The organism is Bacillus sp. LH1, from assembly GCF_057924895.1.
In genome coordinates this window covers 1,551,092-1,565,864 of record NZ_CM175007.1, presented here as the reverse complement: position 1 = coordinate 1,565,864, position 14,773 = coordinate 1,551,092, and the positions used below count along the sequence as shown (strand labels likewise).

Below are 14,773 nucleotides of genomic sequence, written 5' to 3'. Positions count from 1 at the left end.
ACCTTGCTTTTTTACGCTTCTCTTACTGCACTTTGCATAGATACTGGCTCTTCTTCTACTTTCACTTTGCGCTGCGGCACCATATTAAATACGATATTTAAAAGTACTGCTGACGCACTTCCAAGTACAATTCCGTTATCTGTTAAAATACGAATGCTTTCTGGGAGTTGTGAAAATAATGTAGGAACGACTGTTACGCCAAGCCCAATTCCGACAGAACATGCAACGATTAATAAGTTTTCTTGTCTTCCGAAGTCAACGCTACTTAACATTTTAATACCATATGCCATAACCATACCGAACATCGCTAACATCGCACCGCCCAGTACTGATTTCGGAATAATTGTTGTAATAGCTGCGATTTTAGGAATGAAACCAAGTGCGATTAACATACCACCGCAAGTATAAATAATAACGCGATTTCTTACTCCAGTTAATTGAACAAGTCCTACGTTTTGAGAGTATGTTGTATATGGGAACGCGTTGAAAATGCCACCTAACACCATCGCTAATCCTTCTGCGCGATAGCCTTTTGTTAATTCTTTTTCACCGATTTTTTTATTGCAAATATCAGATAATGCAAAGTATACACCCGTTGCTTCTACAATCCCTACACAAGCAACGAGAATCATCGTAATAATTGGTGTTAATTCAAATGTTGGTGTACCAAAGTAAAATGGTTGAATACCGTGGAACCAATCCGCCTCTCCAACCGCTTGCAAACTTACTTTCCCGATAAACGCTGCAACGATAGTACCGAACAATAGACCTAGTAAAATAGAGATTGAACGAATAAATCCATCAAAGAAACGATACATAATGATGATAAATAATAACACACCAAATGCTAATGCTAAATTTTCAAGACTACCGAAATCCTTACTTCCTACTCCTCCAGCCATGTCATTAATTGCTGCTGGAACAAGTGTAACTCCAATTACAGTAACAACAGATCCTGTTACAACAGGTGGAAACAGTTTTACAAGTTTTCCAAATAATTTCGCAAAAATAACAACGAATAACCCAGCAGCAATAATTGCTCCATAAATTGAAGACACACCGTATTGTTTTCCAATCGCAATCATCGGTCCAACGGCTGTAAATGTACAACCAAGTACAACGGGAAGTCCTATACCGAAAAAGCGATTTGATAATGCTTGTAAAATTGTCGCAACGCCGCACATTAATAAATCAATTGAGACTAAATATGTTAACTCTTTTTGATTTAAACCAAGTCCACCGCCCACAATAAGCGGAACGATAATTGCTCCAGCATACATTGCAAGCATATGCTGCATACCAAGCGATGCAATTTTAAATGGATGCTGCTTCATCGTTTATTTCACCTCCGCAGTTTCTTGCTGTACAAATGTAACTGTGCCGTTATCAAGTGATGCAATTTCTGCTAGTGATTCAACACGAACGCCTTGTTCACGAAGCTTCTTTCCTCCATCTTGAAATGCTTTTTCAATAACAATTCCAATCCCTGCAATACTCGCTCCAGCTTGCTCTACTAAACTCATTAAACCTAAAGCAGCCTGACCGTTTGCTAAAAAGTCATCGATGATTAGCACGCGATCATTTTCATCGATATGATTTCGAGATAATGAAATTTCATTTGTTTCTTGTTTTGTAAATGAATATACGTTTGCAACGTACATATTATCTTGTAACGTTAACGATTTACGTTTTCGTGCAAAAATTACTTTTACACCAAGCTCTAATGCAGCCATAACTGCTGGTGCAATGCCTGAAGATTCAATCGTCACGATTTTTGTAATGTTCTCTTCTTTAAAACGTTTAGCAAATTCTTTTCCGATTTCTTGCATAAGTACTGGATCAATTTGATGATTTAAAAAAGCATCTACCTTTAATACGTCACCAGATAAAACCTTTCCTTCGTTCAAAATCTTTTCTTGTAATACTTTCATGTTTGTTCCCCCTCTTATGCAATAAAAAAACTCCAAAAGCCACCACCACTCGTTACAAGTGAGAGACGCGCTTTTGGAGTTTCGCAAAAAAAGAATGCTAAACAAGCAATTATATTCGTCCTCACTCATAGTCAAAGTATTTACGGTACTTCGGTAGAAACTTGCAGGCCATATCCCCGCGATTATATGAGTGTAGCTAACTATTTATTTTATAGAAGGATTATAACGTACTTTTTATGCTTTGAAAAGCATTTATCGAAAAAACACGTACAAATTTTTAAAAACTACTATTTTTGTTCGAGTTTTGCAAACTCTTTCATTTCCAATTACAACTTCGTTAAAATGATTGGCCCATCTTTTGTAATCGCAATTGTATGCTCATATTGAGCTGATAATTTCCCGTCCATCGTTCGTGCAGTCCACCCATTTAAATCTACTTTAGAATATCGCATACCTATATTTACAATCGGTTCAATTGTAATTACCATTCCTTCTTGTAACTGAGGTCCTTGTCCTTGTTTCCCAAAATGAAAAATTGCTGGTTCTTCATGAATCTCTTTACCGATTCCATGTCCCGTAAAGTCTCTTGCAACAGAAAAACCTTCATTTGTTACATAACTTTCAATTGCATAGCCAATATCTCCTACATGATTACCAATTACCGCCTGGTCAATTCCTTTATACAAAGCATTCTCAGCTACTAACAACAACTTTTCTGCTTCATCAGAAACTTTTCCAACTCTATACGTCCAAGCAGAATCTGAAAGACCCCCATTTAAGTTTACTACCGTGTCAATTGTTACAATATCACCCTCAGTTAAAGGAACATCGGCCGGAAACGCATGACACATTTCATCGTTTACAGATGCACATATCGCATATGGATATCCGTTGTACCCTTTCTGCTCAGACGTTGCACCATGCTGTTCTAAATATGCTTCAACAAACGTATTAATTTCTTTTGTAGTAATACCTGGTTTCATCATCTTCGCAATTTCTCTATGACATGAAGCAAGTAATTTTCCCGATTCATGCATTAACTCTATTTCATTTTTCGTTTTAATTATACTCATGCTGTCTCTCCTTACTAAACTTGCTATTTACTATTAAACTTCAATCATACACATCCTCTTCCAAAATTTCAAAACTTCCAATTACAAAAAGTATGATTTATTTCTGCATAAAAAAACAGAAGGAGATTCTTCTGTTTTTTAATCATTTTTACATATATAATTCATTTTCAAAAACTCAAAACAACTACCATTTGTTTTCTGTATAAACGTTCCAACTACTTCAAATCCTGCCCTTTTATACACTTTAATCGCTCTCTCATTAAATATAGCTACTGATAGTGTTATATACTTGCATCCATATTTTTCTTTACTAAAAGCTAGTATAGCGTTTAAGAACTGTAAACCAAATCCGTTCCCAGTTATATTAGGTCTCATTCCAAGACCAATATCAACCGTTCCGTCATTTATTTTACAAACAGTAAAATAACCAATGAGAGTGCCATTTTCCTTCACAGAAAATGTATGATTCCCTCTACTTTCATCATGTAAAAATTCAGCTAAATCTTCTTCATCTGCCTCTATATCGTAAAAGGAATATTTCCCTTCATAATGCCAGTTGTATGCAATTTCTTCTGCTTCTTCTTGCGTCATTACTGTATATGTATAGTCCATTCTCCCATCCCCCTTTAAAAAAGAGCTGCAATTAAGCAGCTCTTTTTTTTACAACTCATAAATCTCTTTATATTTCGCTTCTAAATAATCGGCTAAGTAGTTTGCATTTAAGCCTTCACCTGTTACATCTTCTAAAATTTCAAGCGGCTTTTTCGTTTTACCATATTGGTGAATATGTTCTGTTAACCATTCACGAATCGGTGTTACGTTTCCTTCTTCTAATAATGCATCAAAGTTCGGAATGTCTTTTAACATTCTTTGCTTAAATTGCGCTGCATACATGTAACCAAGCGCATAAGATGGGAAGTATCCAAATGAGCCACCAGCCCAGTGAACATCTTGCAATACACCTTGTGCATCATTTTCCGGACGAATTCCTAAATATGCTTCCATCTTATCATTCCAAGCTGCTGGTAAGTCCTTCACTTGTAATGTACCATCAAATAATTCTTTCTCTAATTCATAACGCACCATAACATGAAGCGGGTATGTAAGCTCATCTGCTTCTATACGAATGAATGACGGCTTCGATTCGTTAATTGCATCATAAAATTCATCGACTGACATATCATCAAATTGACCATTGCTATACTCTTTTAATAAATCATAATTTTTCTTCCAGAATGATTTATTACGGCCGATAAAGTTCTCAAAGAATAATGATTGTGATTCGTGAATACCCATAGATGTACCACTGCAAAGTGGTGTACCTTCAAATTGTTCTGCAATATTTTGTTCATATACTGCATGACCACATTCATGAATCGTTCCAAAAACAGCCATACGAAAATCTTTTTCATCATAGCGTGTCGTAATACGAACATCCCCTCTATTTAATGTAATTTCGAAAGGATGCACTGTTTCATCAAGACGACCTGCTTCAAAGTCATAATTCAATTGCTTTAATAGTTCTAATGTAAAGTTCTTTTGTTTTTCTTTTGAAAATTGTTCCGATAAAGCACTTGTTTTTAATCCTTTTTTAGACTCAGAGATTTCTTTTACAAGCGGCACGATGCGCTCACGAAGTTGACCAAATACGTGATCTAAAACTTCTACTGTAATACCTGGCTCATACATGTCTAATAATGTATTATATTTATATGTTTCATAACCCCAATATGTAATAAATTTCTTTTTAAATTCAACAATTTTTTCTAAGTATGGGCGGAACATTTCGAAATCAGATTTTTCACGAGCTTCTTCCCACACACTCTCTGCTTTCGCTTCTAATTTCACATAAGCCTCATATTCAGCTTGTGGAATTTTTTTATTTCTATCATATTCTTTCCGACACTCTTCAACCATTTTCTTCGTTGTTTCAGAAAGTTTATCTTCACGTATTAAAGCTTCAAGCTCTGTTAAATAGTTTCCCATCTCATCTGAAGTCGACATAGCAAACACTTCTGACGAAAGCATACCAATTACTTCTGAACGCTGATCTACACCTTTTTTGGGTGCACCTGTTCTTAAATCCCAAAACATTAAACTTAATGCTTCTCCGTAATTTTGTATCTTCTTCACGTATGTTAAAAATTGTTTTTCTACTTCATATGTAGCAACTGTCATCGTATAAAAGCCTCCTTTTTCTACCTCAAATTTAATTCGACACAGAAACATAAATTCCTTTTATAATAGAAAAAAAGCTTGGCAAGCGCCAAGCTTTCTCCTTATAATTCTTTACCTTCTACTGGCAGTACATTTTTCACAGCTGCAACTACTTTCTCATCTTCTGAATCAGATAAGAAAATTGATATAGCACCTTTATCTTCACTTGTACGAATTAAACGCCCAATTCCTTGACGAAGTCGTAAAATCATATATGGTACATCTACATCCCAGAATGGATCATTTACGTGCTTACGTTTCGCTTCAAACACAGGATCGTTTGGAGGGAATGGTAAAGACCAAATAATAACGTGCGATAATGATGAACCAGGAATATCTAAACCTTCCCATAAATGAACCGCACAAAGTACAGTCTCTTCTTCATTTTGGAAACGAGAAACGAGCTGGCTAATTTCCTGATCTCCTTCATATAAGAACGGAACCGACATTTGCTCTTTACTTACATACTCTTTGAACGCTGCAAGCTCTTGCGTTGTACGGAATAATACAAGCGTACGTCCATTTGTTTTTTGTATATTTTCAAGTGTATATTGACACTTTCTTTCCCATTCATTTTCTTTCGTATGTGATAGTAAGTTTACTGTCATTTGCTCTTCGTAATCAAACGGTGAAGCAACTGAGAATGACAAGTAATCTTTTACCCCTAGGCTATTAGCTGTGAAAGCGAATGAATCGTTGTTCGATAATGTCGCAGAAGAGAAAATATACGGTATTTTCTTCGAGAATACTTTCTCTTGTAACACTTCTTCAACTGCACGCGGCATAATAACTAACGTGAAGGCACCATCACCTTCTTCACCCCAAGTAATTACATTTTTCTCGTGCATGAACAGACGAAGTGAATGTTCTAATACATCTAAATGCTCATCAACAATATTTAAATCATACGTGTTTACTGTATGCATTTCACTTTCGAATACTAATGCATCTCCAACTTCACCGATTTTTGCATAAAGTCGTTTCGCTTCAGCTGTTACTTTTTCTGTCACAGTAATTTCTAGACGATCAGAACCGGCAATTTCCTTTTTATTCTCTTGTAACACATCAAAGAATCGTTCAGTTTGCCAAATTGTTTCTTCTACTAAATGTGCAAACTCCTCACGAATATCGTTTTGTAGCAATCTCGTTAATAGTTGCTCCATCATCGTTTGCTTTAAACGGTATGTTAAAGCTTTTTGAGCTGCATATTCTACAAGATGTCCTTCATCGAATACAACGCAGCTACTTTCTGGTAATAATGGAATTTGCCCTTCACGCTTACGAGCATCGTACGTCCAAATATGATCCATATAGAAATCTTGAGAACAAATAATTAAATCTGCTGCTTTACGATAATGTTCACGAGAAAGAGTTTGTCCACAACGATGACGAGAATCACAAGTAAAGCAATCTTGGAAGTAATCCCAATTTACTTTTGACCATTCTTCGTCATTTAAAAGTGGAAATTCTTTTCTGTCACCATAGTGAGTAAAGTTTTGCATCGTACCATGATCGAATACAAACTGTGGTAACTCGTAATATACGTCTTCAATTACTTCTGGAGCTCGTCCACTCATAACATCTTCAAGTTTACGTAAGCATAAATAATTATCCATTGATTTTGCAAGCCTTACATCAACAGATAGCCCTAATGCTTCAGATAACTTAGCGATGTCCCCTTCTTCTTTCACAAGCTGCTCAATTAACGTTTCATCTGCACAAGCAATAATAGCTGGTTTCCCAGTATAACGCGCGTAACAAATTGCATATAGAAGATATACAATTGTTTTCCCTGTTCCTACACCAGCTTCTGCGAACATAACTTTCTTTTCTTGGAAAGCGCGTTCTAACTGAAACGCCATAAAAATTTGTTCATCACGCTCTTCAAAGCCTTTTTCCGGAAGGATGTCGTAAAACACATCTCCAATCCACTCATTCAACTTATCATAAAAATTATCTTGTTTTCCTACTTCAAATGGTAATCTCTTCTCAGTAAACATCCTTAGCCTCCAACCAAAAAGTTTTTCTATAAAAAGATAATAGCAACTGCTACGCATATGTGTGCAGCCACTTTCCCCTGTTGCAATACATAGAAATTCACGAAAAAAAATTTTCCTTTCGAAAAAGGAAAATTTTCTTCTATATTAATGACTTTAAATACCGTTTATCAATCGCTGTTTCATGTGAAAGAGCTGACAAATATTCTTCTTGTGCTTTTTGTATTTCATCTACAATCGCACCTTGACTATCCACTTCTTTTCCGAGCTCATCATACGTACGGTGAATAGCTTTTTGAATCATTGATAATTGAAAATTATCCATATGACTTCCTCCTTTACGCATTACATAATAGCCAGTATATGCGCGCTAGAGGAGTTTTATACTATGAATTACGAGGTGGACGTTTTCCGAAGTATTGGTAGTAATCTGTACGGATAAATCCGTTAAACAGCTTACGCTTCTTCGACGCATCTTTTCCGTAACACTTCTCAAATGCTTCGTAGCTTGTTAATACATACGCTGACCATGTATCTAATGGGCGGAATACTTGTCCCATTTCTTTATACAGTTGTTCAACGAGTGCTTTTTCACTTAAACGTTCTCCGTATGGAGGATTCGTTACAACGTAGCCATAATCCTCTTTTGTTGTGAAATCTTTTACTTGCATTTGTTTAAATGTAATTAAATCGCCTAAGCCTACTTCTTCTGCGTTATCTTGAGCAACTCGAATCATACGATGATCAATATCTGATCCAATGATTTGTAATCGTTGATCATAGTTCGCTAAATCTTCAGCTTCTTGACGAGCTTCACGCCAGTTTTGTTTCCCTACCCAGCCCCACTCGTCAGATGCGAAACCACGGTTAAATCCTGGTGCAATGTTTTGTCCAATTAATGCTGCTTCAATCGGAATTGTACCTGATCCACAGAATGGATCAACAAATGGACGATCTGGCTTCCAGTTTGTTAATTTAATTAAAGACGCAGCTAATGTTTCTTTTAACGGAGCTTCCCCTTGATCCATACGGTATCCACGTTTATGAAGCCCAACACCGCTCGCATCAATTGTTAATGTTGCAATATCCTTGAGCATTGCAATCTCGATACGGAATAACGGACCATCTTCTTCAAACCAAGTTGTACGTTTATATGTTGTTTTTAATTTTTCAACGACAGCTTTTTTAACGATACGTTGGCAATCCGAAACACTGAATAATTCAGATTTTAAAGATTTACCGATAACAGGGAATTCACCATTCTCTGGAATATAATCTCCCCAGTTTAATGCTTTTGTTTTTTCAAATAGCTCATCAAATGTCGTTGCTTTAAATTCGCCAACTTTAATTTTTACACGGTCCGCAGTACGTAACCATAAGTTCGTACGACAAATCGCCTTTTCATCTGCTTCAAATGTTACTTTGCTGTTTTCTACTTGACATTCATAACCAAGATCGCGAACTTCTCGGGCAACTAACGCTTCAATACCCATTGCCGCTGTTGCAATTAAAGTAACTTTTCCCATTTGCATTCACCTCTTATGTATATTCAAACAATAATTAATAGCAATTGGTCCTATTAATTATTACATTTTACGAAAAATTTTCTCATTAACCATTTTAACTCATACTTTATAACTTCATACAAATAAAAAGCCCTCCTCTAACAAAGGAGAGCTGAGTTATTTCATAGTTGGTTCATAACGTTCTGTAAGCCATGTTCTGTTCCTTTGTACTACAAACGGCCCACGCCTCGTACTCCGGTGGCAATCATCTATCTACAGGTTATAAAACCTGTCCTTTCCCGTCGTTCATTTCCTTGGAAAAGATTCCCCTACCATTATTTGGGTTTCTCGCTCGTGGGGTTTACCTCGTTCCACTCCTATCATTTCTTCAAGGACTTCGTCACTGTGGCACTTTAAAGGTAGTCAAACCATATCCGAAAGGACTTAGGTTTTTTCCCTGCCGTTAAACCAGCCTTACAGCCAGAATACCCTAGCTTATGAATTGGCTAGGCACGAACACTACAGCCATCTCAGGCCGTGCGAGCATGGACTTTCCTCTACAACGTTGGCGTTGCAGCGATTACCCAAACGTTATGACATCCATTAGTATAGTGGAAACAAAAAGATTTTGCAACGTTTTTTTCTATGTAAAATGCTTAAACCTTTTCCCACCTTACATCATTCGTATAACTTACTTCCAAATACAGCTTTTTCTAAGTTAGATAAGCGTTTTAAAATATCCGTATTCGTGTTGTTATAAACCGGTTGTGCAACTGGTGTTTGTACAGGTTGTTGTGGAACTTGCGTTACTGCTAGTTTTTGTTCCTCTAATTCACGCTTTAAACGAGCATTTTGTTGCTTTAATTGCTCAAACTCTTTGTGGAAAGCTTCATAGTCTTTAATGATCATATCAAGAAACTTGTCTACTTCTTCTTGCTGATAACCTCTCATACCTGTTTTAAATTCTTTTTCTAAAATATCTTTCGCTGTTAATTTAATTTTATCCGAAATCATTTTCTTCACCTCAAATTTTTACCAAAACTTTCATTAACTAAATTTTTTCAGAAACAATGCTTTTTGTCAATCATATATACGAGTACTATATTACATATTACTCTGCATTATTCCACTGTTCCTCTTCTATTATATCTTGTAAATCAGAAAAAAGAATGAAATAACTGTGATAATTTTCTATTTCTCCTTTTTTCTTTGCTGATTCTACAATATATTTGGGACTTCCTGGTTTTTCTTCATCGTATACCGCTAAAAGCGCATCACTTTTTTCAATAAAAAATTGATTTTTTAATTTAAATTGCTCTGGGCTTTCATACTTCCGTTTCGTGATACTATCAACATGGTCTGCTTGAGAAAGAATAAATTCGTAATATTCACGATTATCTTCTTTCCAATTTTCTTCTTGTTCTAAAAACGGAGTGAATACCGCTAATTTTAAATCAGGATATTCTACTTGCATTTCAAAAACAACTTCAGCAGCCCATAATTCTACACCTAATTGGCCGCTTATTATAACCCATTCTAAACCATCTTCTACAAAAGTGATTAATTTACGGTGTAATGCTTTCTTTATACACTCCACTCCTGGATGATCATTTTTAAATATTCCAAGTTCAAATGGCTTATATCCTGTTACTGCAATAACTTTCATATCAACACTCCAATTACAAAAAAAGAACTAGCATTCCGCTAGTTCTAACATATCATTTACTTTTTAAATATTCCACCAACGTTTGGTCCGATATTTGGACCTACTGGTGATACATTGTTTGGTAAAAACGGTGATACATTTGGTCCTGGTCCAAACGGTGATACATTCGGTCCTGGCCCAAATGGAGATATTTGATGACCGTGGTGATGATGATGATGACCATGGCCACACGGTCCACATCCGCCACCGAATCCTGGGTCGATTGGGTCCACAACATTTACATTTGAATTTGTTTGCGGGAAGAAGTTTTGGTTTTTAATTTGTTGATGATGTACATGTGTTGTATGTGTTGGGAAAATGTGTGGCACCACCGTTGTTGAAAAAGAGTGTGTTACGCATTGTTTCGTCGGATGAATGACAGGAGCAGTCGTACAAATAGGTCCTGTAGGCTTATGCCCTCCAAAGCAAGGATGACAATGATGCATAGTTTTTTCTCTCCTCTCTCGTTAAAAAAATCTGATTACACTTTACAGTATGAGAAAAGAGAGAAAGCCGTTTGTTATATATACCCATTTATTACAAGGAAATTTGTCTAGTCCTTTATTTCATTTACATTGTTTTTATAGACAATCCTTCAACATCACTTACCAAAAAAGCCTCCAACTTGCTTTACAATACCTGTCACTTGATTCATCGCATTCATCATTTGTCCAGCTGTATTCATCATTTTATTTACATCATAGTTACCATCTGATGTTTTAAATTGAGAAACAAAACTAGAAAACTGACTTGGCTGTTGTTGCTTTTGCTTACCCTGCGTCGGGTACGGTTGTTTTGGTGGATAAAACATCGCTTGTTGATTAGCATACGGAGATGGTGGTGGCATATAATATTGCGAATTCATATAAGGCTGCTGCTGTGGTTGATTCATGTATGGTTGCTGAGCTTGTGATTGTTGAGCTTGATTCACATAAGGTTGCTGCTGTTGTGGTTGTTGAGCTTGATTCACATAAGGTTGCTGCTGCTGTTGTGGTTGTTGAGCTTGATTCATAAAGGACACTTCAAACGGTTGATAATAATTTTGATTTCCATAATAAGGCTCGAAAGGATACATATTATACCGTAAATATGTATCCGTATTATATTGGTACATATTTTGCTGTGCATATGGATTCGTTTGCTGATATAAGTTAGGTTGTTGAAACATGCATTCTCTCCTCCTTCACATAAGTTTCTACATATATAATATGTACCTATAAAATAATATGTGTGATGGAGTATCTGTCTATTTTTGTCGGAAGTTTAAATTTTTAAAAAATTAAAAAAGAAAACCCTTCCATGCTATGATAATGAAGAAGAAGATTCTCATGGGGGAGGAATCAACATGGTATTAGGGGATTTAAAACAAGCGTTTTCTCAAAAAAAGGGGTATTGCACAGAGAATGCAAATGAATTATTAGACTTTGCGAGACATTGGTATCTCGAAGGAAAAATATGCATATCAGATTATCGAACATTAATAAAAGAATTAGAAATAAACGGCGCAACAAAACCTACAACAATGACAGAAGCATAAAAATAACAAGAGGGCTCTCCCTCTTGTTATTTACATTGCTCAACTATATTTTGCAAAGTATACGAAATGGCTTGGTGTGTTTCAAAGAATCGTTTACCTTTACCTTTATTTACAAAGCATTGCAACACATTCGTTTGTAAATTATCATATACTTGATCAATTTGCTGTACATGTATATATTTTGGCTTTTCTTCTTTAATCCACTTATAAGCTAATTCTTTCCACTTCTTTAATTCCTCATCTACCATATCTACAAACGGTTTCATATCCTTATAAAAGTCGTATTCGGTTAGTTCTCTCTTTTTTACATTCGCTTCATTATTATACTGCATGAGTTTTTCTGAAGACTGTATTAATGCTTCATTCTTCATTTCTTTCCCACCTTATTATGCACTCACTACGACGTTTTGAAATGTCTTTACCCAATTCCCTTTCTCTTCGTGATGCACTAATTTATTTTCCATATGTTCAATATGCATTTCTGTTATTTCTATCTTATTGCATATTTTTTCACTCGCATCCTTTAATGCATGATTCATTCTAATCCCTATATTCATTTCCAGCAAATCGAGAGAACTTAACATTTGATCCATTTTTTTCATTACATCTTCCTTCTGAACCATCGCCATATACAAAACGCCTCCTTCTTTGCTTTTCCTTTGTCATGTAATTTCGCCGAATGATTCACCACTCCTGCCCACATGACAAAACTAGTTGTTATTCGTCAAAGAAATCATTTCGTATGTCATTTATAGAAATGGTAACAATACAAAAAGGAGGTGTATTACAATGGCAAAGAACAAAAATGAAAAAAAGAAAAACCAAAACAAACAACAAAATAAACCCGAGACTGGCAATCCAAAGCTAGATGGTCCAAACTTCCCTGCTACATAAAGCGAGACTTTATTACGAACAGTTAAATTTCAAGTCACCCTTAATCTCCTACTAGCATTACGTTTTGAGATTAAAGTTGTAGCACACATAGCAGGATTGTTTCAAATTAAGAAGTCCCGTCTTCAAAATGGAAGACGGGACTTCTTTTTTATTATATCATGAACTCATCCATCCTTTTAGCAAAACGATTTGCGATAGATAGCCTATAGATTTGTTCTCTCTTTCTTCTATACCATTCTGTTATATTAACTTCCCCTTTAGGTTCTTCAGGTACAAATAGCACATTCATTTTCATATTTGCACAAAACCAATCTCTCATTTTTATTTCTTCATGTAAAATAACAGGATAAATATCTCTAAGTGTTGGCGTATAAGACTTTCGAGTTTCCTTTGCGTAAACTTCATAATCTTCTCTAGACCCAGTATGTGTAGTTTGCAATGCAAACTTATAAAACGAACCATTATAAATTGGATGAAACAATAACCATGCTAATTTTTTTCCTAGTTCTATGCGCTGTTGTAACGTTTCAAATTGATAAACCGAAAATCCATACATTCTCCCTTCAATTGTTGGGAAGATAACTGCACTAATATGAAGTCTTTCTTGTACTTTAAAAAGTGCAGTATGGAATACATGTTTTTTAAAATATGTGTTCTCAATGACTGGTTTTTGAATTTTATTTTGTTCATTTATAATAAGCGCTGTCATAAGCCTATTCATATCTCTTCTTTCCCAGAAAAGTAACCATTCTTTTTCCATAAAAATTGATACGTTGAAATATTGCAACAAATGAAAGAGAGGTGCACGTCTCTTCTTACTTTCCTCATACAATAATAGCTGAGGAAATGCATCTAAAAAAATAATCCAATTAGCCTGTTCGTACAGAATAAATAAATGTTTTTTTACCGTTCTAGGTAAAACAGTAGCATAATATCTCCCTTCTAAATCAGTCATATTCCAGCCCGCATTTCTCGAAACCATACTCGCTAAAAAGGCCCACCTGATTTCACTATTTCTTAAATAATATTCTTGATAAGATTGTGTCCGAGAAATATTGTCCACATTAGCTATTTCTGTTTTCTTTTTAATATTGTGAATGATTGCTTTTTCTTCCTCTGTACAAAAATTTTTTTCTCGATTTTGTTTCATTTTCATATAATCATTCCATGTAAACATAAATAAGTCATCATACCTTTCATCAAAAAGGTCACATCTTTTTTCATTTTTTGATATAATCACCTTTGTAAGTAATTCTTAGCAAGTTGGGGGTGGACACACTATGACCATTCGTTACCCAAATGGAAAAAGGTATAATCAAGCTTCACAACCTCAAAAAACACCTATAAAAACACATACTTATAGTAATAGAGGTATGTCCCTTGAAGAGGAATTGAATGAAACAAATCAATATTACTTAACCCATAATATTGCATGTGTACATAAAAAGCCTACACCTCTTCAAATTGTAAAAGTAGATTACCCCGCTCGAAGTGCTGCAGTGGTAAAAGAAGCGTATTTTAAACAACCTTCTACAACAGATTACAACGGTGTATACAAAGGGAAATACATCGATTTTGAAGCAAAGGAAACAAAAAATAAAACTAGTTTCCCACTTCAAAACTTCCACCTTCATCAAATTGAACATATGAAGCAAGTGGTTGCTCATAATGGAATTGCATTTGTTATTATTAAATTTACACTTTTTGATGAATTTTATTTACTAGATGCAAAACATATTATTGCATTTTGGAATCGTCAAAATACTGGTGGACGCAAGTCGATTACGAAAGAAGAAATAGAAGAGCATGGATCCTTATTATCATGCGGTTATCACCCTCGGATTGACTATATCCGTGTACTAGACATGGTTTATTTTTCGTGATAGAGTCATCACTAAGGCTCTTTTTTCGACT

General features: G+C 35.4%; 18 protein-coding genes, 1 other RNA gene and 1 riboswitch. Of the genes, 3 read left to right on the top strand and 16 right to left on the bottom strand.

Going from position 1 to position 14,773, the window contains the following annotated elements; genetic code table 11:
• Positions 1-11: 11 nt before the first annotated feature.
• The 13 genes from pbuX to ACX9TM_RS08220 form a co-directional block, all read right to left on the bottom strand.
• Positions 12-1,334 (bottom strand): xanthine permease PbuX, encoded by a 1,323-nt coding sequence (gene pbuX / locus ACX9TM_RS08280; RefSeq protein WP_065212118.1) that lies wholly within the window; start codon positions 1,332-1,334, stop codon positions 12-14.
• A gap of 3 nt (positions 1,335-1,337) precedes the next feature.
• Positions 1,338-1,931: a xanthine phosphoribosyltransferase gene (locus ACX9TM_RS08275; RefSeq protein WP_000866483.1), complete on the bottom strand. Its 594-nt coding sequence runs from the start codon at positions 1,929-1,931 to the stop codon at positions 1,338-1,340.
• A gap of 108 nt (positions 1,932-2,039) precedes the next feature.
• Positions 2,040-2,141, bottom strand: a riboswitch (purine riboswitch).
• Positions 2,142-2,257: 116 nt separating this feature from the next.
• On the bottom strand, positions 2,258-3,004 hold the full coding sequence (locus ACX9TM_RS08270; protein ID WP_000022487.1) for a type I methionyl aminopeptidase: 747 nt from the start codon (positions 3,002-3,004) through the stop codon (positions 2,258-2,260).
• Between the two features lie 138 nt (positions 3,005-3,142).
• On the bottom strand, positions 3,143-3,616 hold the full coding sequence (locus ACX9TM_RS08265; protein WP_000386779.1) for a GNAT family N-acetyltransferase: 474 nt from the start codon (positions 3,614-3,616) through the stop codon (positions 3,143-3,145).
• A gap of 48 nt (positions 3,617-3,664) precedes the next feature.
• A complete protein-coding gene (gene ypwA / locus ACX9TM_RS08260; RefSeq protein ID WP_000215077.1) occupies positions 3,665-5,182 on the bottom strand; it encodes a carboxypeptidase in 1,518 nt (505 codons plus the stop codon).
• A 101-nt stretch (positions 5,183-5,283) separates the two neighbouring features.
• Positions 5,284-7,221 carry an ATP-dependent DNA helicase gene (locus tag ACX9TM_RS08255; protein WP_000493709.1) on the bottom strand — a complete coding sequence of 646 codons (1,938 nt, stop codon included), beginning with the start codon at positions 7,219-7,221 and terminating at the stop codon, positions 5,284-5,286.
• 139 nt (positions 7,222-7,360) lie between these two features.
• On the bottom strand, positions 7,361-7,543 hold the full coding sequence (locus ACX9TM_RS08250; protein WP_000368570.1) for a DUF3921 domain-containing protein: 183 nt from the start codon (positions 7,541-7,543) through the stop codon (positions 7,361-7,363).
• A 61-nt stretch (positions 7,544-7,604) separates the two neighbouring features.
• Positions 7,605-8,744, bottom strand: coding sequence for a THUMP domain-containing class I SAM-dependent RNA methyltransferase (locus ACX9TM_RS08245; protein ID WP_000521224.1), 1,140 nt, complete (start codon positions 8,742-8,744; stop codon positions 7,605-7,607).
• Between the two features lie 180 nt (positions 8,745-8,924).
• Positions 8,925-9,315: RNase P RNA component class B (gene rnpB, locus ACX9TM_RS08240), an RNA gene on the bottom strand.
• 86 nt (positions 9,316-9,401) lie between these two features.
• A complete protein-coding gene (gene gpsB, locus ACX9TM_RS08235; RefSeq protein ID WP_000622431.1) occupies positions 9,402-9,737 on the bottom strand; it encodes a cell division regulator GpsB in 336 nt (111 codons plus the stop codon).
• 97 nt (positions 9,738-9,834) lie between these two features.
• Positions 9,835-10,389 carry an SLOG family protein gene (locus tag ACX9TM_RS08230; RefSeq protein WP_000862908.1) on the bottom strand — a complete coding sequence of 185 codons (555 nt, stop codon included), beginning with the start codon at positions 10,387-10,389 and terminating at the stop codon, positions 9,835-9,837.
• A gap of 56 nt (positions 10,390-10,445) precedes the next feature.
• Positions 10,446-10,874, bottom strand: a complete 429-nt coding sequence (locus ACX9TM_RS08225) for a CotD family spore coat protein (protein ID WP_000546270.1) — start codon at positions 10,872-10,874, stop codon at positions 10,446-10,448.
• 155 nt (positions 10,875-11,029) lie between these two features.
• On the bottom strand, positions 11,030-11,596 hold the full coding sequence (locus ACX9TM_RS08220; RefSeq protein ID WP_000487610.1) for a YppG family protein: 567 nt from the start codon (positions 11,594-11,596) through the stop codon (positions 11,030-11,032).
• Positions 11,597-11,773: 177 nt separating this feature from the next.
• Here ACX9TM_RS08220 and ACX9TM_RS08215 point away from each other — a divergent pair, with 177 nt between their 5' ends.
• On the top strand, positions 11,774-11,965 hold the full coding sequence (locus ACX9TM_RS08215) for a YppF family protein (RefSeq protein ID WP_000242652.1): 192 nt from the start codon (positions 11,774-11,776) through the stop codon (positions 11,963-11,965).
• 26 nt (positions 11,966-11,991) lie between these two features.
• On the opposite strand, the gene ACX9TM_RS08210 is transcribed toward ACX9TM_RS08215, so the two are convergent.
• Together ACX9TM_RS08210 and ACX9TM_RS08205 are read right to left on the bottom strand one after the other, a co-directional pair.
• On the bottom strand, positions 11,992-12,336 hold the full coding sequence (locus ACX9TM_RS08210; protein WP_000786939.1) for a YppE family protein: 345 nt from the start codon (positions 12,334-12,336) through the stop codon (positions 11,992-11,994).
• A gap of 15 nt (positions 12,337-12,351) precedes the next feature.
• Positions 12,352-12,594, bottom strand: coding sequence for a hypothetical protein (locus tag ACX9TM_RS08205; protein WP_001252036.1), 243 nt, complete (start codon positions 12,592-12,594; stop codon positions 12,352-12,354).
• A gap of 85 nt (positions 12,595-12,679) precedes the next feature.
• Between ACX9TM_RS08205 and ACX9TM_RS08200 the strand changes: the two genes are divergently transcribed.
• Positions 12,680-12,859: a hypothetical protein gene (locus ACX9TM_RS08200; RefSeq protein WP_001987054.1), complete on the top strand. Its 180-nt coding sequence runs from the start codon at positions 12,680-12,682 to the stop codon at positions 12,857-12,859.
• Positions 12,860-13,010: 151 nt separating this feature from the next.
• Here the strand turns inward: ACX9TM_RS08200 and ACX9TM_RS08195 are convergent, their stop codons facing one another.
• Positions 13,011-14,036 (bottom strand): DUF2515 domain-containing protein, encoded by a 1,026-nt coding sequence (locus ACX9TM_RS08195; RefSeq protein WP_000495658.1) that lies wholly within the window; start codon positions 14,034-14,036, stop codon positions 13,011-13,013.
• A 103-nt stretch (positions 14,037-14,139) separates the two neighbouring features.
• On the opposite strand from ACX9TM_RS08195, the gene recU reads away from it, so the two are divergent.
• The gene (gene recU / locus ACX9TM_RS08190; RefSeq protein ID WP_000155598.1) at positions 14,140-14,742 is read left to right on the top strand and encodes a Holliday junction resolvase RecU; all 603 of its coding nucleotides are present in this window, start codon (positions 14,140-14,142) and stop codon (positions 14,740-14,742) included.
• Positions 14,743-14,773: the final 31 nt, after the last annotated feature.

Excerpts from the sequence above, each read along its gene's own strand:
- pbuX (WP_065212118.1), bottom strand. The coding sequence starts at position 1,334 with ATGAAGCAGCATCCATTTAAAATTGCATCGCTTGGTATGCAGCATATG.
- ACX9TM_RS08275 (WP_000866483.1), bottom strand. The coding sequence starts at position 1,931 with ATGAAAGTATTACAAGAAAAGATTTTGAACGAAGGAAAGGTTTTATCT.
- ACX9TM_RS08270 (WP_000022487.1), bottom strand. The coding sequence starts at position 3,004 with ATGAGTATAATTAAAACGAAAAATGAAATAGAGTTAATGCATGAATCG.
- ACX9TM_RS08265 (WP_000386779.1), bottom strand. The coding sequence starts at position 3,616 with ATGGACTATACATATACAGTAATGACGCAAGAAGAAGCAGAAGAAATT.
- ypwA (WP_000215077.1), bottom strand. The coding sequence starts at position 5,182 with ATGACAGTTGCTACATATGAAGTAGAAAAACAATTTTTAACATACGTG.
- ACX9TM_RS08255 (WP_000493709.1), bottom strand. The coding sequence starts at position 7,221 with ATGTTTACTGAGAAGAGATTACCATTTGAAGTAGGAAAACAAGATAAT.
- ACX9TM_RS08250 (WP_000368570.1), bottom strand. The coding sequence starts at position 7,543 with ATGGATAATTTTCAATTATCAATGATTCAAAAAGCTATTCACCGTACG.
- ACX9TM_RS08245 (WP_000521224.1), bottom strand. The coding sequence starts at position 8,744 with ATGGGAAAAGTTACTTTAATTGCAACAGCGGCAATGGGTATTGAAGCG.
- gpsB (WP_000622431.1), bottom strand. The coding sequence starts at position 9,737 with ATGATTTCGGATAAAATTAAATTAACAGCGAAAGATATTTTAGAAAAA.
- ACX9TM_RS08230 (WP_000862908.1), bottom strand. The coding sequence starts at position 10,389 with ATGAAAGTTATTGCAGTAACAGGATATAAGCCATTTGAACTTGGAATA.
- ACX9TM_RS08225 (WP_000546270.1), bottom strand. The coding sequence starts at position 10,874 with ATGCATCATTGTCATCCTTGCTTTGGAGGGCATAAGCCTACAGGACCT.
- ACX9TM_RS08220 (WP_000487610.1), bottom strand. The coding sequence starts at position 11,596 with ATGTTTCAACAACCTAACTTATATCAGCAAACGAATCCATATGCACAG.
- ACX9TM_RS08215 (WP_000242652.1), top strand. The coding sequence starts at position 11,774 with ATGGTATTAGGGGATTTAAAACAAGCGTTTTCTCAAAAAAAGGGGTAT.
- ACX9TM_RS08210 (WP_000786939.1), bottom strand. The coding sequence starts at position 12,336 with ATGAAGAATGAAGCATTAATACAGTCTTCAGAAAAACTCATGCAGTAT.
- ACX9TM_RS08205 (WP_001252036.1), bottom strand. The coding sequence starts at position 12,594 with ATGGCGATGGTTCAGAAGGAAGATGTAATGAAAAAAATGGATCAAATG.
- ACX9TM_RS08195 (WP_000495658.1), bottom strand. The coding sequence starts at position 14,036 with ATGTTTACATGGAATGATTATATGAAAATGAAACAAAATCGAGAAAAA.
- recU (WP_000155598.1), top strand. The coding sequence starts at position 14,140 with ATGACCATTCGTTACCCAAATGGAAAAAGGTATAATCAAGCTTCACAA.